Origin of the sequence: Picosynechococcus sp. PCC 73109, from assembly GCF_001521855.1 — a bacterium.
Classification (GTDB): Bacteria; Cyanobacteriota; Cyanobacteriia; order Cyanobacteriales; family MRBY01; genus MRBY01.
Map to the genome: position 1 here is coordinate 2,347,488 of NZ_CP013998.1, position 18,857 is coordinate 2,366,344.

At 52.5% G+C, this 18,857-nt stretch carries 16 protein-coding genes; 3 read left to right on the plus strand and 13 right to left on the minus strand.

Going from position 1 to position 18,857, the window contains the following annotated elements:
- Positions 1 to 82 precede the first annotated feature (82 nt).
- Together AWQ23_RS11305 and AWQ23_RS11310 are read right to left on the minus strand one after the other, a co-directional pair.
- On the minus strand, positions 83 to 1,417 hold the full coding sequence (locus AWQ23_RS11305; RefSeq protein WP_030007335.1) for a TrkH family potassium uptake protein: 1,335 nt from the start codon (positions 1,415 to 1,417) through the stop codon (positions 83 to 85).
- A 55-nt stretch (positions 1,418 to 1,472) separates the two neighbouring features.
- On the minus strand, positions 1,473 to 2,474 hold the full coding sequence (locus AWQ23_RS11310; RefSeq protein WP_232308900.1) for a glycosyltransferase: 1,002 nt from the start codon (positions 2,472 to 2,474) through the stop codon (positions 1,473 to 1,475).
- Positions 2,475 to 2,587: 113 nt separating this feature from the next.
- On the opposite strand from AWQ23_RS11310, the gene AWQ23_RS11315 reads away from it, so the two are divergent.
- Positions 2,588 to 4,207 carry an ABC transporter ATP-binding protein gene (locus tag AWQ23_RS11315; RefSeq protein WP_315862686.1) on the plus strand — a complete coding sequence of 540 codons (1,620 nt, stop codon included), beginning with the start codon at positions 2,588 to 2,590 and terminating at the stop codon, positions 4,205 to 4,207.
- Between the two features lie 13 nt (positions 4,208 to 4,220).
- Here AWQ23_RS11315 and AWQ23_RS11320 read toward each other — a convergent pair whose 3' ends face one another.
- The 10 genes from AWQ23_RS11320 to AWQ23_RS11365 form a co-directional block, all read right to left on the minus strand.
- Positions 4,221 to 6,092, minus strand: coding sequence for an MASE1 domain-containing protein (locus AWQ23_RS11320; protein WP_232308901.1), 1,872 nt, complete (start codon positions 6,090 to 6,092; stop codon positions 4,221 to 4,223).
- A 157-nt stretch (positions 6,093 to 6,249) separates the two neighbouring features.
- Entirely contained in the window at positions 6,250 to 7,791 is a 1,542-nt protein-coding gene (locus AWQ23_RS11325) for a hypothetical protein (RefSeq protein WP_062435485.1), read from the minus strand.
- Between the two features lie 158 nt (positions 7,792 to 7,949).
- Entirely contained in the window at positions 7,950 to 8,741 is a 792-nt protein-coding gene (locus tag AWQ23_RS11330; protein ID WP_062435488.1) for a hypothetical protein, read from the minus strand.
- A 59-nt stretch (positions 8,742 to 8,800) separates the two neighbouring features.
- Positions 8,801 to 10,996, minus strand: coding sequence for a hypothetical protein (locus tag AWQ23_RS11335; protein ID WP_062435490.1), 2,196 nt, complete (start codon positions 10,994 to 10,996; stop codon positions 8,801 to 8,803).
- 19 nt (positions 10,997 to 11,015) lie between these two features.
- Complete coding sequence (hisS, locus tag AWQ23_RS11340) at positions 11,016 to 12,296, minus strand: histidine--tRNA ligase (RefSeq protein WP_062435493.1); 1,281 nt, start codon at positions 12,294 to 12,296, stop codon at positions 11,016 to 11,018.
- Between the two features lie 29 nt (positions 12,297 to 12,325).
- A complete protein-coding gene (locus AWQ23_RS11345) occupies positions 12,326 to 12,850 on the minus strand; it encodes a hypothetical protein (protein ID WP_030007343.1) in 525 nt (174 codons plus the stop codon).
- An 85-nt stretch (positions 12,851 to 12,935) separates the two neighbouring features.
- Complete coding sequence (gene recF, locus AWQ23_RS11350) at positions 12,936 to 14,102, minus strand: DNA replication/repair protein RecF (protein WP_062435497.1); 1,167 nt, start codon at positions 14,100 to 14,102, stop codon at positions 12,936 to 12,938.
- 110 nt (positions 14,103 to 14,212) lie between these two features.
- On the minus strand, positions 14,213 to 14,818 hold the full coding sequence (locus AWQ23_RS11355; RefSeq protein WP_062435500.1) for an SH3 domain-containing protein: 606 nt from the start codon (positions 14,816 to 14,818) through the stop codon (positions 14,213 to 14,215).
- A gap of 92 nt (positions 14,819 to 14,910) precedes the next feature.
- On the minus strand, positions 14,911 to 15,453 hold the full coding sequence (locus tag AWQ23_RS11360; protein WP_315862664.1) for a hypothetical protein: 543 nt from the start codon (positions 15,451 to 15,453) through the stop codon (positions 14,911 to 14,913).
- A gap of 22 nt (positions 15,454 to 15,475) precedes the next feature.
- Positions 15,476 to 16,360, minus strand: a complete 885-nt coding sequence (locus AWQ23_RS11365) for an alpha/beta fold hydrolase (RefSeq protein WP_062435510.1) — start codon at positions 16,358 to 16,360, stop codon at positions 15,476 to 15,478.
- Between the two features lie 226 nt (positions 16,361 to 16,586).
- Between AWQ23_RS11365 and clpS the strand changes: the two genes are divergently transcribed.
- Both clpS and AWQ23_RS11375 read left to right on the plus strand, forming a co-directional pair.
- On the plus strand, positions 16,587 to 16,874 hold the full coding sequence (gene clpS, locus AWQ23_RS11370; RefSeq protein ID WP_012307878.1) for an ATP-dependent Clp protease adapter ClpS: 288 nt from the start codon (positions 16,587 to 16,589) through the stop codon (positions 16,872 to 16,874).
- 91 nt (positions 16,875 to 16,965) lie between these two features.
- Complete coding sequence (locus AWQ23_RS11375; protein WP_062435513.1) at positions 16,966 to 17,820, plus strand: type II CAAX endopeptidase family protein; 855 nt, start codon at positions 16,966 to 16,968, stop codon at positions 17,818 to 17,820.
- A gap of 64 nt (positions 17,821 to 17,884) precedes the next feature.
- On the opposite strand, the gene AWQ23_RS11380 is transcribed toward AWQ23_RS11375, so the two are convergent.
- Entirely contained in the window at positions 17,885 to 18,829 is a 945-nt protein-coding gene (locus AWQ23_RS11380) for a spermidine synthase (protein ID WP_030007349.1), read from the minus strand.
- Between the last annotated feature and the right edge of the window lie 28 nt (positions 18,830 to 18,857).

Sequence of the window (18,857 nt, forward strand, 5' to 3'; positions counted from 1 at the left end):
GCCGCATCTTAACCGATGATCCTACTCGAATTTCAAGCGCTGGTGAAGCCTTGGGACATTCCTCTGGCCGAGGTGCTGCGGCTCAACCCACCAATAAATTTTCTTCGGGATAGCTAATGCGGCGTGGGGTGATTTCTCCGACGATGGCTGACATCAGCAAGAGCACCCCGACCCGACCACAGTACATGGTGGCAATTAGGGTCAGTTGACCGACAGCGGAAAGGCTGGCAGTAATCCCCGTGGACAGGCCAACGGTGGCAAAGGCCGAAATCACCTCAAACAAAATCGCAATCAATTCGATCTCAGGGTTGCTGATGGAAATAATCGCCGTGGCAATGGTGATCACGGTGGCAGAACCGAACACAACGGCGATCGCCTTAAAAACGATACTCTGGGCAATTTCACGGTCAAAAACAGTGACGCGGGTTTGACCATAGAGCACGGATTTGGTGCAATTCGCCAGGATATTAATGGTGGTTGTTTTGATCCCGCCCCCGGTGCCACTGGGACTCGCCCCAATAAACATCAAACCCATGGTGATAAACAGTCCGGCGGTACTCAGCTTGCCGATGTCAATGCTATTAAACCCAGCGGTGCGGGTGGTCACCGATTGAAACCAAGCGGCGATCGCCTTATCACCCCAACTCATCCCCGCAAAGGTGGTTGGATTGGCCCATTCCACAAACAAAAAAGCCACAGTCCCCAGACCCAGGAGCCAGAAGGTGGTAGAGGTGACCACTTCAAAATTCAACGAAAAGGTAAAGCGTCGGCTTTTGCGCTGGAGACGGTGCCGCAGCCACAGATACATTTCGATAATCGCCTCATAACCAATGCCACCAAAAATGATCAAGCCAGAGATCGCCCCGTTCACCAGGAGAGAATTTTGATAGCCCACTAAACTATCCGCAAACAAACTAAAGCCCGCATTGTTCCAGGCGCTGATGCTGTGAAAAATTGCGAGCCATAACCCCTCACCAGGATCAAAATCTCGACTAAACCGCCCAAAAAGCAGGAAAATCCCCGTCAGTTCCCCAATTAGGGTCGTGGCGATAATCGAACGAATTAAGTTGCGCGTCCCTTGGTTGTAGGGTTGGTCAAAGGATTCTTTAATGGCAAATTTTTGGGCCAAGTCAAACCGACGCCCCAGCAGCAACATTAAAAATGTCGAGAGGGTCATGTAGCCTAGTCCCCCCAGTTGGATTAACAGGAGAATAACTCCCTGGCCAAAGTTGGAAAAGGCTGTGCCTGTATCCACCACAATTAATCCTGTAACACAAACGGCGGAAGTCGAGGTAAATAGGGCGACGAGGGGACTATTCCATTCCCCGGAGGCGGTGGAAAAAGGCAACATTAAAAGCAACGTACCCAATAGAATAGCTCCGAGAAAGCCGAGGCAAATGGTTCTGGCGATGGTCATGGCCGATCAAGATTACAAAAAAGCATTTATAAAAGATCAAAAAAATGAAATGGCATTAGGCGCGCCACCGGGCAAGTTGTTGGCGGAGGGCTAAGCGGAGGCGCACCAGGAGAGGATTTTGTCGCTGGAGTTGGATATTGCCTGAGTATTGGCCTTGGTAATCAAAGAAATGATTAACCTCCTGGAGAATGGTGGCAAACCGGATCAGAATCGTTTCGGTGCGGTATTCCTGCAAGAGGGCTTGGGCATTGGTGGCGGCTGGGGGATTGTTGAGGGCGGCCAAAAGGCGATCGCCATCGTATTCGACACAATAGGTACTGATTTTTTGACAATTGAAGCCCGGATCTAAGTAATCTGCTAAAGCACCGTTGACGCTACTAAAGACCTGACAACCACAGGCGATCGCCTCTAGGGGTGGCAAACCAAAGCCTTCACTCACCGCATTATTCAGCCAATATTCCGCCGAATCATAGAGATAAATTTTACTGCGATTAAAGAGGGCCGCAAGGTCTGGCACGAAGGAATTTATCACTTCTACGCGACATCGTTGCTGGAGGTAGGGCACCAGTTGCTGAAGCACATAGCTAGAAGTTTTGCGGGTTTGCACCAATACATCAATATCCCGTTCTTGCTGCCAGTTCTCGAACTCCGGGGAAATTTGATTGGGTAGATAAAACAAAGGATTATTCGGTGCCCGTTGCCCCCAATAGCCCAGGGAATTGCGACTCACCGCCCAAATGGGAATACGACTGGGCAGTTTAAACCCATAGCCCGTGCTGTGGGCATGGTAAACCACCGGATGCGATCGCAGTTGTTTGACTAGACGCGAAATATCAAAGCCCCAACTGATCACAAAAATAGCTTCCTGGGGCAGCACCTGGGGCAGCAGTTCCGGTAAATAAAGGTGATCTGGGGATTTTTCTCGGTAGGTGACTAAATGGGCCGATTGCAGTTGTTGGGCCAGTTCACAGGTCTTGATTTCGGCAAAGAGGCCACCGCTGGCAAATTTTTTACTGACACCGGGGACGAGGAAATAAAGCGATCGCATAGTAGCCATTGGAAGAGTCTCTAAAAATATACTGTTTATCTGGAAAAATACTCGGCAGGGCCAGAAATCCCCTTAAAATCAGAGGGTCAGTGTTCCTTGGTAAGTTCGTCATGACCCCTCCTCTGCTTCAGGTTCAAGATCTGCACATCGCCTATCCCGCCCAGGGTCAAGCTTTACAGTGGGCCGTTGCTGGGGTGTCTTTTCAGGTGAATCAAGGCGATCGCCTCGGCCTCGTGGGGGAATCCGGCTGCGGTAAATCCACCATTGGTCGCGCCCTGTTGCAACTGCTGCCACGGGGTTCCCAGGTAACTGGCAATGCCACTTTTCAAACCAAACCAATCCTCAATTTACAGGGCGAAGCCCTACGCCACTACCGGGGCGAAGTGGTGGGGTTGATTTTCCAAGACCCAATGACCAGGCTCGATCCCCTGATGACCATCGGCAACCACTGCCTCGAAACCCTCCGTTGCCACCGCCCCGACCTCAGCGCCCAAGCCGCGAAACAAAAAGCCATTGAAACCCTGGCGGCTGTGCGCATTCCCGAAAACCGCTGGCATCAATATCCCCACGAATTTAGCGGTGGGATGCGTCAACGGGTGGCGATCGCCCTGGCCCTGCTGCTCGATCCAAAATTCATCATCGCTGACGAACCGACCACCAGCCTCGATGTCACCGTCGCCAACGAAATCCTCCAGGAACTGACCCGTCTCTGCGCCGAACGGGAGATGGGCTTGTTGCTGATTTCCCACGATCTCGCCATGGTCGCCGAATATTGCACGGACATCGCCGTGATGCACCAAGGTCAAATCGTCGAAACTGGCCCCGTTAAGCAAATCTTCAATGACCCCCAGCATCCCTACACCCAATCCCTCCTGGAAGCCGCCCTCCACCTCCACAGCGATCAAGAAATTTCTTCTCATCAAGAGAAACAACCGATCCTCTCCCTCGAAAACCTAGAGCAACATTACACACTGGAGAGCAACCTGTTTCAACGGTTAATCACCGGCCAAAAAACCCAGGTGATCCGCGCCGTCGATGGGATTAACCTTGACATCTATGAAGGGGAAATTTTGGGCCTTGTCGGGGAATCCGGCTGCGGCAAATCTACCCTCTCCCGGACAATTTTGCAACTGATCAAACCCACCGGGGGCAGAGTTATCTTTGCAGGGAAAGAATTAAACCGACTGTCGGTGGGACAAATGCGACCGGAGCGGCGGCACCTCCAGATGATTTTTCAAGATCCCCATGCTTCTTTAAATCCCCTGATGACCGTAGGGGAAAATATCGGCGATCCCCTCCACATTCACCAGTTAGCGACGGGGCCAGCGGTTAAAGAAAAGGTCTTGCAAATGCTCGAAAAGGTCGGTTTAACGCCCGCTGAAGAATATTATGCTCGTTATCCCCGGCAATTGTCTGGGGGGCAACAGCAACGGGTGGGCATTGCCAGGGCTTTGATTACCGAGCCGCGCCTTGTGATCTGTGATGAACCCGTGAGTATGCTCGATGCGAGTATCCAGGCCCAGGTTTTAGATTTAATGCAAGCCCTAAAAGCGGAGTTTAATCTAACTTATCTATTCATTACCCATGATCTGTGGGTGGCGAAATTTTTGTGCGATCGCATTGCGGTGATGAACCAGGGCAAAATCGTTGAATTAGGCCAGACTACCGACATTTTCAATCATCCCCAACACCCCTACACCCAAAAGCTCCTGGGAGCAGCCCCCCTCCTCCACTCTGCGTAATTATTCCGCGCGTTCAATTTTGTTTGGAAGCACCATCTAGCTCTGAGACGGGATGGCTCAAAAACGTAAAGTAAAAAGAAGCCCCATAACTCTGGGGATCGAGTTCACCGGGGGTAAACCAGTCTGGCGGTGGATCACCGGCCAGCTCACCATTGCTCTCAACCCAAATTTTGCCACCCATGAGATTCACCAGACGTTTGGCGATCGCCAACCCCAAGCCACTACCCCCGTAGCGACGACTAATGGAAGCATCAGCCTGAATAAAAGGTTGAAATAGTTGATTGAGTTGGGCAACTTGAATACCAATGCCCGTATCTAAAATTTGAAAACTCAGTTCCTCCGTTGGGGGATCGCTCAGGGACGGCACCGTGTGGCTTGTGATAACCAATTGCACAGATCCCGTTGCCGTAAATTTGAGGGCATTACCCAAAAGGTTAAACAAAATTTGCCGCAGCCGTAGATCATCCCCCATCAAAATATTGGGAATCGAATCCGCCACGCAATATTGCAAATCAATATCCTTTTGGTCGGCCTGCACTTTCAGGAGGGTAAAGACAGATTTCAACAGTTCCTGAAACGAAAAACAACGGGCTTCTAAGCGGAGGCTGCCCGACTCAATGCGGAGAAAATCAAGGATATCGTTGATGATATTCAGTAGGGTTTTACCACTGTCTTCAATAATGGCGACCAATTCTGCTTGATCATCCTTGAGATCCATGGTTAGTAGCAATTGGGCCACACCAATCACCCCATTTAGGGGCGTGCGAATCTCGTGGCTCATGTTGGCGAGAAATTCACTCTTTTCCTGGGCCGCCATTTCTGCGGCTTGTTTAGCCTGGATAAGGTTTAGTTGCCGTTTTAGGGCTTGATTATATTTAACCAAGAGATTTTCCCGCTGCTGATGGGCCAATTCTTTCTGGGTTGCCAGCTCTTCGAGGCGTTGATTTTGGCTGGCAAGGGTTTGATTCATCGCCTTGAGATCGGCTTTGGCTTGCTTTTTTTCGTTTAGTACCGCAATCAACATCAACGTCATCAGGCCAATGCAGGCAATAAAAAATTGCGAAAGCAGCAAGGAATTACGTAACGACTCCCCCACAAAGGTGCCATAGCCCTGGACGGTGCTGATCGCCACCATCAAAACGATCATCACCATCAGGAGTGTTGCGCCAACTTCTTTAAACTGAAAGGTTGTCCACACCAGGAGAGGGGCAAGGAGATATTCACCGTGGTAGCCGTTGATCACCAGGTGACTAATGCCGAGGGTCAGGGCGGCGATGCTGATGGCCGCTAACCAATATTTTTTGAGGTGATGGATAAATTCACGGTAGCCATGCTGGGTGGCAATAATCAGAGGCGCAAAAATGAGAATGCCAAAGCTGTCACTGAGAAACCAAGTCCCAGCAATTTCTGGGTACAGCGACCAAGGGGCTTTTCCGGCCAGGCAAACGATGAGGGCACAGGCGATCGCCACAGGGAGGTGGCTCAGGATACAACTGTAGAGGATAAAATTTTGGGTCGTCTCCGGTCGGTCTAAAAAATAACGGTGTTGGTTGCGACATTGTAACCAATAGGCTGCTAGGACTTTTCCGGCGGTGGCGATCGCCGTAATGCCGAGGGTCATCAACAAATTAGGCAAGCTGAGCCAGGCTTGGTAAATGACGATCTCTGCGACCAAAATGCCCCCCAAGACCCCCCACCACATGGGTAGCCCCCAAACGACCAGGAAGCCCACCGCTAGCCCCCCCGGAATCCAAATGGGCGTCGAACCTGTTTCTGGGTAAACCGTAAAATTGTGAGAAAACAGGGCCGTAACACAATAGGCGATCGCCACGACCACGTGCTTCCACCAAGGTTCCGGTTGATGAATCAAAAAACGGGAAGACAAACGAGATAATGACGACAAAACCATCACAGAGAAAAGATTAGGGGAAATAATTGGCTACCGATGACTAGATTCTATTGTGGGGTGTGCTTGAATCGTTCATGACACCTATGCAATGAATCTCTAAGTACCTCGTCACCGAGCCAATCCCCCCAGTATTCTAGACGCGACAAAATTTGCGGTCATTATCAAATTGTGGTTCCTGCCAAGAGTAAGCAAAATGACTCACTTGGGTAATGTCCGGGAAGCTAGCTTTGATGGCGGCCATTTGATCCTTGAGGGAAGGGCGATTGTCCTGGGCACGGTTCCAATCTCCCGCCAAGGCCGGAATAATCTTTGTCCCCGCTGGCGCAAACTGACGCACCCGGTTAATTTCGTCAACGATGCAACTGCTGTTGCCACAGACGGCATAGGCCATGGGGTGCCACTCCATCGAACCAGGAAATTTATCCCAAGGTTGGAGGCGAGAATCAAAACCCCGTTGGCCAACAGGTTGATTACCCCCCGGGAAAAATACGGCCCCCGCAGGAATATTACGACTTTGGGCCTGGGCGGCGGCGCTATTCACAAAATCCACGACCCCTTGGGCTGCATGGCTGACGGTGAGATACCAAAGTTCAGCGACAAGGCGTTGATGGAGGGCATTGACGTCTAGATCGGCTTCATCTCCCAGGATTTTTCGACCCTGCCACCGGGGCGTACCTTCTTCGGGATATTGGGCTAAAACTGCCGCCACATCCCCGACGGTAATGTTGCCTTGGCGGAGATATTTTTCGATGAGGGTTAGACCCTGGCGATTTTCGGCGCGGTCGTAGAGGGCTTGGGCTGAGGCAGGGCTATAGATCCACAGATCCGCCACGGAAGCTGCCACGGAACGGGCACCGGTGCCACGGGGGTAACGGATGTAATCGAATAAAATGCCATCGGGTTGCCGCTGGAGCATTTGATTGACAAGATTTTTATAGTCGGCCTGGGCGATCGCATTGTAGGGATCTGCGAAGGCTTGGGCACCATCTTGGACAAAGTCGAGGCTTGTTTCACCGTAACCATTCCGGGCCATGGCACTTTGGCGATCGCCCCGATTTCCATAGACATAGCCGTAGTTCATCCCAAATAGCCAAGCATAGACCTCTAGACCACGCGCCCGACCTTTCTCGATGATTTCAGCCATCACATCGCGATTTTCGAGGCCGGGGGTTTGGATGCGGGACGGCCAGGGGGTATTGTTTTGGTTTTTGGGTAACAGAGCCTGGCTATCAGCAAAGACTTCGAGATAGAGCTGGTCATAACCTTTATTGACAATGTCGTCGAGAATCCGCTCAATCATCCCGGCTTTTGTGTCGCAAGGATAGACGCGGAGCCACATGGCCTGGTGCCGTGGCCAATAGGTTTGTCGGCAACGCTGCAGTTGATCTTTGTGTTGTTGTAGGAGCGCTTGGTACTCGGCTTGGGCGCTACGATCGCCTTGGATAGCGGCGGCACGCCGTTGATCTTTCGCGGCGATCGCCCCAGCATTGAGGCGGCAATATTCGTCTAGTTGATTATTGACTTGGGCCTGGGCGGTGAAGGGATCGATACCGAGGGAAAGGCCACCCAAACCAAGGGCGAGACAAAAGGCCTGGAGACGGTGACGCCAAGGTTGCTGTCGGGCCTGGGTAATTTTTTTGGGGCAAGTTCCCGTTGATGGTGGCCGCTGATCCATAAAATACTCACACTTGAAACAATGACAAAATAACTAGAAATCGGAATCGTGGCGATCGCCTTTTGCCGTCTTAAGGATAGCCAAAATTTCCAGGGACTACACGACCCCGTTGCAGCGCAAAGAATTCAAAAGTGCTGCAATTGTTCCCCAAGGTCAGGCTAGGGGCGCTGGGGGGATGGGATTTCGATGGTGTCCGGCAGTTCAAACCCGGAGAGGTCTAGGTTTCCAGGTAAAGATTCCTGGGCATATTGGAAAGAACCGGGCAAAATTTCTTCAAAGAAAAACAAGGATAATTCTTCGGTGAGGGCCGCCCCAAGACTTTCGCCTAATTTGTCACCTAGGTTGAGGTTCGTCACCCCCGTAAGGCTAACATCCGGTACGGTAATCTGCCGGGCGATCGCCTGCTCCTGCCAGGGCACTGTGAGGTTTAAATTCACCTGGATATTTTGCACCGCTAGTTGATCCACCGTAAATGTCGTGGTGGGTTGACCATCGGCCGTGGTGGAAGCTTGGATCTGTGGCTCTAGTTGTTCGATCAATTGGGCGATGTTGACATTGGGTAGGGCACCCACGAGGCGCGGATCCGGCAAGTCATTTAGATCGCCTTCGATGTTGACCGTGACCCCTTCGAGGTTGGCGATCGCTACCTGGAGGGGTTTGCCTTGCAGTTGGGGGTTTTGCAGTTCGATGTGACGAATTACCAATAGATTTTCCCCAGAAAAGCCCGGCACATTCGCAAAGGCCAAATCATGGAACATCACCCGGCGTTGGAGGAGTTGCACCTCGGTCTGACCCACTGCTGCCTCAATGCCCATGCTCTCGGTGAGTTCGCTTTCGAGTTCCGTTTCCAGGCGCTGGCCTAACCAGTTTTCCGTTGCTAGCAAAGCTCCACCCCCCACTACACCGAGGGCCAAAATTGAACTCGCAATGATCAGGATGGGTTTTTTCATCAAAATGCTCCGTTATGCCAGACAAACCGAGTAGAACGATTCTTTGCCCAAGGGTAACATCACCAAGATTCTCCAGATTCGAGGGCAGGCCAGTCTCCGTTCGTGGCTGCGGTTGGCAACACCTGACAGTCTTGGCTCACTTTACGGCTTTCTTGCTGGGAGTGGGGGTCAAGGGCGATCGCCTCAAACCTCAACGCCAAAGCACCGGGGGGAATCGAAACCACTTGGCGACAATAGAGCCGTCCTTCGGGGCCTGGGGTAAAGGTCATTAGTTGAAATGGCCCGGCTAAAAGTTCCCGCGTTTGGCGATCCTGGAGCCACAGTTGTCCATGGAGGCGATCGCCCCCGGCGGGTAAACTCAATTCAACAACGGCTAAATCTGCCACCTGGTAAGCCGTTTTATCAAGGTGCAGCTGGGGTTCTGGGACTGGTAATGGTGGTGGGTCAGTTTGTGTTTCTGGAGCGAAAGGCATTTCCGGCTCAGGGAATTCAGACGTCGTTTCTGGGGTAGCTTCCGGTACCTCTTCTGGGCTTTGGACTTCAAGTTGTTCATCCCAGAGGCTATCGACAACAATTTCCAAGCGGGGCGATGGTGTCGGTGTTGGGTTCTCTGCTTCTAGGGTTGCTTCAGGGGGGACTGTCGGCGGTTCCGGCTCCGGCATTAACCAGGTGGAATCTTCCCCATCCACGGCCAGGGCATTTAACCGGGTAAAAAACCGTGAATTCCAATCCAAATCCTCTGCCGGAGGCGTTTCTGAGGCTTCGGCAGCAGGGGGATTAGAGTCTTGTGCAGCAGTATCTGTGTCTATTGCTGGTGCCGCTGTCTGGGGGTCATTATCTTCTAAGGCTTTGAGGGCATGATCCGAGGAGCTGACAGGTGCTTCATCGGTCGGTTCAGTTTGGTCTGACGGGGGAACATCAGGCACAGTTGCCTTGGCAGTGAAGTTGGGCAATTGCAGGCCCGTGGTTGACTTTTGACCTTTGGTTTTGAGCTTGGGGGGCAGAATGGTCGGGGTTTGCTGACTTTGGGGCTGGGGACTAAGGGCCACGGCCTCAGGGGTAGGAAGCTTGAGGGGTTTGGGTGTGGGCGTAGTTGGCGCTGAGGAGTCTGGTTTTGGGGGCGCGGTTGCTTGGAGTTGGTTGGTGATCGCCCCATAATCTGCCATGAGGCTAAAGGTTTGCTGGGCGAGTAATACCTCTGCCTCTGTGTGTAGGGTGATTTCTCCGACCAGGAGCAGGGTTGTCAAAGACCCATCGATGGTAATGGTTTGGCTAAAGGCACAGGGAAAATCATCAAGGGCGATCGCCGCCGTTAAGGTGGTTACCACTGTGGCTGTCTGGGGATCCCGGAGGGTAAACCTTAGGGTGCCAGGCCCAGAAATTGGTTGGCGATCGCCAGCGGCGGGATTGGGTTGAATTTCTCCCCGGAGTTCTGGTGCCTGGGTTTTATCCCAGGGATAAACGGTTTGCTCTAGGACAATCCGATAGGGGAGTGGGGCCGGAGGAATATCCAAAGTGGGCGGCGCAGATGGTGCAGCGGCAATTTGAGCTTGGGCCACTTGATCCATTTCTGCCCAAATCGGCTCTAATTCTTCCCTGAGCAGCTCATCCAATGCCGTGAGGGAATTTTCTAGCAGGGCGGTGGCGTGTTCCTCTTCACGCAGTTCTGGGGATGCTGGTGGTGTGGATGTTCCTAACAGAGTGGGAGCCTCATCTACTCCGGCTAATTCTTCTAACGTTTCATGGTTCGCCGCACTTTGGTCAGCGTCGGCCAAAGAATTCATCACGGGTGTTGCTGCCGTTTCCTCCCGTGGAGATGGAGCATCGTCGCTTGTTTTTTGGGTAGACTGATCGGCTGTTTCTGGGTGACTGTCTGCCAAGGAAAACGTTGTTTCAAAGGAAAAGACATTGGGGTTTGGGGGCAGCGGCAACGGCTTAAATGTTGGCTGGGTGACCTGGAGCGTGAGACGTTTCTCCCAGGGGTTAGTCACCTCAAGGCTCCGGCAGATGATCACCCATTCTCCAGTGCCGAGGTGTTGCAGGGGCATGATCGCAAATAAGCCCTGGTCGGTGGTGACATCTGTGCGCTGCGACCTTTGTCCTTGGGGGAAGCAAATCTCACAGTGAATTTCTACTTGGGCGTCGCCCCGGGCAGCTAGACGATACTCCCCAGGCGCTAAACTCAGGGTCTCGGTCTGGAGGATGTCCCAATTGCGATCGCCTTTTTTTTGTAGCAGAAATTGCCAGTGCACCATCGACGCCTCCTCTGGGGTTCTAATGTTTTGCCTGCTGAATTTTTTGACGCCACTGCTCAAGATTTCCCAACAGATCCGCTTGGGCCAGGGTTTTTTGGGCCTTGGTCTGGAGCCACTTGAGTTGTACCTGCTGGTTGGCGGCCTCTTCATCGCCGAGCACCAAACAGGCGATCGCCCCACTGCGGTCAGCCCGTTTAAATTGCTTCCCAAAGGCACTACCACTGAGATCAAGCTCCACCGAGAACCCCGCAAAACGCAACTTATGGGCCAAAATCACAGCGGCGGCCTCGGCCTGCTCTCCTTTGGAAACGAGGTAAAAATCTAGTTGGGGGCCGGAGGCTTCTCCCAATTGTTGTAACAGGATCACCAAACGCTCCAAACCAATGGCCCAACCCACTGCTGGCGTTTCGGGGCCACCCAATTCCGCCACGAGGCCATCATAACGCCCGCCTCCACAGACCGTGGCCTGGGCACCGAGGTCGCTGGATTGGATTTCAAAGGCGGTGTGGGTGTAGTAGTCTAGGCCTCGCACGAGGCAAGGGTTTAACACATAATCAATGCCCAGGGCCGTGAGGGAAGCTTGCACTTGGTCGAAATGTTTTTTTGAGTCATCCCCCAGATAATCCAGGATACTGGGGGCATTTTGGGCGATTTCCTGGGTTTTTTGATCTTTGCTATCCAAAATGCGCAGGGGATTGCGCTCGAGCCGCTCCTGGGAATCGGCATCGAGATCCGCCTTAAAAGGGGTTAGATAGTCTACTAACGCTTCACGATACCGTTGGCGATCGCCGCCATTACCCACCGAGTTTAATTGTAGGCTGAGATTTTTCAGGCCGAGTTTCTGCAAAATTTCCGTGGCAATCGCCATCACTTCCACATCGGCGCGGGGATCCGCACTGCCAAGCACCTCGACCCCCACCTGGTGAAATTGCCGTTGGCGGCCCGCCTGGGGTCTTTCGTAGCGGAACATCGGCCCCGTATACCACAGCCGCTGCACACCACCCTGGGCAAACAATTTCCGCTCGATATAGGCCCGGACTGCCCCTGCTGTCCCTTCAGGTCGGAGGGTAATCGGGCGATCGCCTCGGTCTGTGAAAGAATACATTTCCTTACTGACCACATCCGTCGCCTCACCGATCCCCCGCTCAAACAGGCTGGTCTGCTCAAAAATGGGCGTGCGGATCTCCTGGTACATCGCCCGGCCGAGGCAATCGCGCACCACCGCCTCCACCTGCTGCCAGTAGGCGATCTCCGGCGCAAAAATATCCTTTGTTCCTCGTAAAGCTTGAATTGTTGCCATTATGTCTAGAAAAAAGTACCAATCCCAGCTTATCGGGATGGGGCGTTGTTATTGTTCAGCAGAGGTAAAACTACCATGTATCCTGCCCCAAATGCTGTCAAAATCATGGCGATCGCCGCTACCAAGAGCACCCAAGCACTCACCCCAGCATCAAAATCCGTCCCACTCTCAAACTGCTCCGGCGGTACCGTCGTAAACTGCCGTACTGGTTCTGGCGTCGGTAGAGCCGCGACCACATTATTCACAGTTGGCTTTCCCTGTGGGGGACGGTGGTGGGGGGTAACCGGTGGCAGTGGCTCAATGCCAAAATCATGGCGGTTGACCATTTCCTTGAGGCGTTCTGTAGATTGCACCACCTGATGCACCTGGTTATATAGCTTCCGGTTATGCACCCGCAACTGTTGATTTTCCTGCTGGAGGGCTGTCATCTCCGCTTGGGTGGCCCGGAGTTTCTCGGCTAGTTGTTGATAAACAGAAATGGGTACCGAAGCACCACTCTGGGGTAGGGGCGTAACGTTATCGAAGCTCGGAGAACTAGAAGGATTGGCAATCATGGTCAGCTCACACCAAAAAGAGCAAATATCCTTACATTATGATCGAATTCCAGGATTGTCATCTGTCGTGGGGAGCCAATCCACCTCAGGGGCCGTAGGTTTCCGACAGGGGACGGGCATAGGGTTGTAAGGTGCCTTGGTTTACCGTCAAAATTTGCGAATGCTTTAGCCAGTCTGCCCCAAAGGAATTGAGGTGAGTGGTTGTAATCAGGGTTTGGAAACGGGTTTGAATCGTATCCAGCAGTTGATTTTGGCGGGAGGGATCAAGCTCAGCCAGGACATCATCTAGGAGTAGCAGGGGGGGTTCTCCGATGATCGTCTCAATGAGTTGCAGCTCGGCGAGTTTGAGCGCTAAAACCAAGGTGCGTTGCTGTCCCTGGGAGCCATAGAAGCGGGCGGGGGTGCCGTTAATGGAAAATTCGATTTCGTCCCGGTGGGGGCCAACCATGCTGCTGCCCTGGTGTTGTTCTGCTTGGCGGCGTTGTTCTATTTTGTCGAGGCAGGCCTGTTGCACATGATAGGGGTCATCCTGTTGCCAGGGAATATTGGGGCAGTAGGTGATTGCTAGGGTTTCAGTTTGGCTACTAATATCATGGTGCCAAGCTTGGGCCAGGGGCATCAGTCTAAGCAACCCCCGCGATCGCCTTCTGGTGACCCGCGAACCGGTGGCTGCTAACTGGAGATCCCAGAGGGTCAACTGTTGGGTCAAATCAGCGGGGATCGCCGCTTGGTTCCGGTGGAGTTTTTTGGCCGTCCTTAAGAGGGCATTGCGTTGCTTCAGCACCTGTTGATACTCCTGCAAAATCCGAGCATAGACAGGTTCTAACTGGATCAAAAGATTATCAATCCATTGGCGACGACAGTCAGGCCCACCCCGCACAAGGTCTAAGTCAAGGCAGGAAAATTCCACGGCATTCAGGGTACCGAGGCCATCGAGTTGGCGACGGAGGGTTTCGCCATTGAGCTTGAGGGTGCGTCCCCCCTGGTTGCGGAGCAATAGATCAAAGTCAACGGTGCCATAGCCGCGCTGAATTTGGGCTTGGATGCGGGCGGTGGCTTCCCCTTGTTTCACTAGGTCGGCGTCCCGGCTGGTGCGGTGGGTTTTGAGGCTGGCCAGGAGTTCAACGGCTTCAAGGAGGTTTGATTTTCCCTGGGCGTTGTTGCCGATCAAGATGGTTTTTTGGGCCGAAAAATCAATGTGCTGATGGTGGTAGTTGCGAAAATTACGGAGGTGCAAGGTTTGCAAATACATTCTTTTTCTGTCGCCCAAGTCCCGAAACAGAACCCTGATTTTAGCGTGTTATGCCCAGGTTAAGGCAGTGGCGATCGCCTGGGGAATCGTAAACCCAAAATTGAGCCTGATTAATCACAGAAACGGTAATTAATGTGACCACCAGCTTCGGCCATGACAGATGTCCAGGCGTAATCCTGCTGAAAGGGAATATAAAGCCAAGTTCGCCCGGTGGTGTCTTCACTGAGGTAGGCGGGCGATCCTGTCACCATAATCTGGCTACCGTTGCTGAGAAAGCCCACAACTGGCGCTGAGACAGTGGGTTCCTGCCTAACATTAAGACCCGTCCCCAAATCACTCTGGACGATCAAACAACCGCGAGAGGGCTGATCATTTAAGGTGGCTGTACTGGTGTGCTGGGCAACGACTTGATCATTGACGAGGCAGCGATATTGCACCTGACCTGTGCCAATGGCTTTCACTAAACTATTTAAGCGATATTCAAAAACGGGTTCTTGCTCCGCTGCTGTGGCGGCTTGGGTGCAGGTATATTCGTAGTCCATGTAGCCCCCCAGTTCCAGATTAGAAAACCCCGCACTAAACGACCAGTTGTCGTCTTCTGTTTCGTTGGGTCGCCAGGGTTCCCAGCCGGGTTCCGGATTGGCGATCGCCCCTGGGGTAGCACCCAGCCAACACCCGATCGCCAAACAAAATAAGTAAGGTTTGACTCGCACCATGTTTTTTCTTCCTTCCCTTGCAGATGACTTTGTTTCCACATTAGAAGGAAATCTCAGATCTGAAGCCCAAAACCGCAGATAATGTCCGGAGCTTAGGACAAAGTCAAGGCGGTGGCGATCGCCCAACCATCCACGAGGCACAGCAGCACAGTAAACCCCAGCAAAATCATGTACATCCACGGTTGAGACAGGGGCCGCACATCGCTGGTATCAATATTGGTTTGTGCTTCAATCAAGCCCACCATCTTCGCAAAACCTGCCACCCGCATCGGTAACAAATAAGCGCGATCGCGTTCTGGGGTGGCGAAATAATAAACCAAGCCCCCTTGACCGGTGGTGCGCATTTTCAGTTGGTCGATTTTTTCCCAGGGCAATGACCAGCCCTTACGGGTCAGCCAGCGGAACCAAGTCGGATAGGTGACGGTAATTCCGGTTTCATCCAGACAGACTTTTTCACTGAGGGCACCATAAAGAAAAATCGCCCCCAACCCCAAACCAACCCAGAGGAGCACTGGAGAAACAGGAGCTTGGGTGACGTCCGCTAAAAACGGAATCGGGACTGTGAGTGAAACATAGAGACTCAATAGGGTAATGCGGATGAGGGGGGAAAGATTAAAGGTGGTCGCCATCGTCATTGCATCAAAATTGCTTGATTTCCTAAAACGTTTGGTTGAGCCAATCGCGAATTAAAGGATTGACCAGTTCCGGTGTGTCGTCGTGGGGACAGTGGCCGGACTCCAGGTAATGTTCCACGAGGCTAGGACAGTGTTGTTTAAACTTTGCGCCCCGCTCCCGCGCCCGAATCCAGGGATCTTTTTCGCCCCAAATCATCAATAACGGTCGATCTAGTGCTTCCAGGAGATGATCGACTTTGGCTCCTTCTGGGGTGTTAAAAACCGCCGCGAAAACTTTGGCTGCTCCCGGATCGTTAGAAGGGCGCTGAATTTCGTCGATCAAACGTTCGGTCACCGCCCCTTGGTTGACGTAAACCTTTTGCAGGGTTTTGCGGATGGTGGCGCGCCGTTTGGTGTATTGGAAAATAAGCTGGGTCGAAAGGGGACTAAACAGAACCTTACGGAGGGCTTTTTTCCAGGGAGAAGGTTGGGCTTTTACTTGGTCACTGAAGGGGCCAGCACTATTGAGGAGAATTAACCCCTTGGCCACCTCTGGACATTGGGCTGCTGCACAAAGGGACGCATAACCCCCCAGGGAATTCCCGGCTAACACCACGGGTTCACCAATCACTTCGTTAATAAAATCCCGCAGTTGATCCCGCCACAGAGCGCCGCTGTAAACAACGGGAGCCTTTGGCGATCGCCCGAAGCCGAGTAAGTCAATCGCCCACACCGAAAAATCCCCTTGCAGTACCGTAATGTTTTTGCGCCAGTGATCTGTGGAGGCCCCAAAGCCATGGACTAGGAGCAAAGGCGGTTTGCCTTGGCTGGTGCCGGCCTGGACATAGTGGATGTCGTAACCCCGCCATCGCCAAAACTGACTGGGGGGATTTTCAGCGAGAACATGGGGGGAAACGGTCGCACTCATCGGAGATTTTTTTGTAAATAAATGTTAACTACTGCCATTGTATCGTTTTCTTCCGGGGGGTTCTGGGGCGATCGCCGGGTGAGGTTCCCGTGAAATTTGTGCTATAACCTAAGCGACGGTTTTTGATTGTGACATTGTTTACTGCGGCAAAAACTCAACAGTTGCCGAGACAGTAAAAGTTCATCTTTTCCCTTGAATCCAATATTGCCTAGGAGGTTTCTTCATCATGTCTACCGGTGTGATCGAACAACGTTCCACTTCGACCATCCGTAAACCAGCCCCCCGCTACCGGGTACTGCTCCATAACGACGACTTTAACTCCATGGAACATGTGGTACAGACCTTGATGCAAACGGTGGCCGGTCTGACCCAACCCCAGGCGGTCAGTATCATGATGGAAGCCCACACCAACGGCATTGCCCTGGTGATCACCTGTGTGCAGGAGCACGCGGAATTTTATTGTGAAACCTTGAAAATGCACGGCCTCACCAGCACCATCGAGCCGGACGAGTAGAAATATTTTGCCTTTTTAATCAAGGCGATCGCCAGATTGCGGCCCAGAAACAGATTAAATAGAAAGTGGCAAACCTCAACGACTTTTTCCCTTGAAACGATTTTGGCATCTCTGTAAAACCACCCCAGCACCCCTGCGGCTGGGACTTTTTTTCTTGAGTTTGGGGATCATCTGGCTTCCCCTCGCGGCTCCGTTGTACCTGATTTTTCGCGCCGACGAAAACCTGACCACCATCCTGACCATGGGACTGTTGTTTGTGGAATTTTTGTTTTACCTGCCCTTTTGGGTGAAGCAAGTCCACGGGGAAACGCAACCCTTCCGGCGTTATGGTTTGGTATGGCAACGGGCGAATGGCGTGGATTTGGTTACAGGTTTGGCCTATGGCCTGGGGTTCACCTGGGCTTTGCTGATTTTTGAAGATGTATTGGGGTTTATCGACATTATTCCGCCTACAACGGCCTTGATTCGCATTGCGATCGAAGGAGCCTTGAGCGGTCTGGGGGTGGCCCTCGCAGAAGAATTGGTCTTTCGGGGCTGGGTTTATGACGAGCTAGAGCGGGACTATGGCTCAAAAATAGTGCTTTGGGGCAGTGCGATCGCCTTTGCGGTTTTACATTTCCTGAAACCCCTCCCGGAGATGATCCGAACGCTCCCGGTATTTCCCGGTTTGGTGCTATTGGGATTGACTTTAGTTTGGGCGAAGCGATCGCGCTTTGGTCGCCTCGGCAAACCCATCGGTCTCCATGGGGGCTTAGTTTGGGGCTATTACATTTTTAATGTGGGGGGTTTGATTCAATCCAAAGAAGGCGTTTCCCCTTGGCTAACAGGCGTTGATGGCAATCCCCTCGGTGGTCTCTGGGGCATTCTCTTCCTGGCCGTTCTCGCCTGGATCATGACCCGTGCCGCCCAAAAATCCCAAAAACCTTCTCCCCTAGAGGGGAGCTAGAGGAGTGGCCCTAGAGGGGAGTTAGGGGGGTTTTTAAAACTGGAGAGAACTTAGAAAAATGTCTCTACTGCGCTTTGTGACCTTTCCCGAAGAATTTCGGCGGTTCCGCTAGGGTAAAGACTTCGGTGTGGGTGGCGATCGCCTCGCGGACATGGCGGAAAGTTTGCAACATCCCCAACAGGGTTAAGCCATCGATAATCTTAAAGCCACCGGTAGTTTGTTCAGCTAACAGTTGATCCACGGCTTCCGGGTCGGGGCGCAGATTCAAATCCCCATCGGTGCAGATCGCAAAACCCCAGGGGGAGCCGTAGCTCGAAATGGGCGTCGAGTAGGAGGAAACATTGGTGTAAACGGCCTTGAGGGTGTTCACCAGCCGGGCATGGAGCCGCAGATTCGCCGGAGCCGTGGGGCCAGCCTGCACTGCCACAACCCCACCGGGCGCGAGCACATCCTTCAGTTGCGTGAAATATTCCTTGGTAAAGAGCTTAAAGGAAGGGCCTTCCTCGATGGGATCAGACAGGTCAGAAATGATCACATCCCACTTCTCGGTGGTGGTTTCTAAAATCTTAAAGGCATCTTCAATGCGCAGATCGAGGCGTGGATCATCAAAGACCCCCTGGTGCATCTCCGGCAAATATTCCTTACAGGCTTCTACTACTTCGCCGTCGATATCGACCATCATCACCTTTTCGACGGACTGCCAGCGCAGCACTTCCCGCACAGTTGCTCCTTCCCCAGCACCGAGAATTAACACTTTTTTCGGCGCACCGTGGGCAATCATCGCCGGATGAACAAGGGGTTCATGGTAGAGAAATTCATCGCCGGTACAGGACTGCCATTTTCCATCCAGCACCAGGGCTTTACCATAGGCACCGCTTTCAACGATCGCCATCTCCTGAAATTGGGTTTGTTTATAGGCCAAAATCTTGGTGATCCCGTGACTATAAATATCCCAGGGCGTAATGTACTCATTAATCCAATAGTCGGCTTTGACTTCGCTACCTGCCATAATTTTTCCCTTCTGACAATTGACCGGA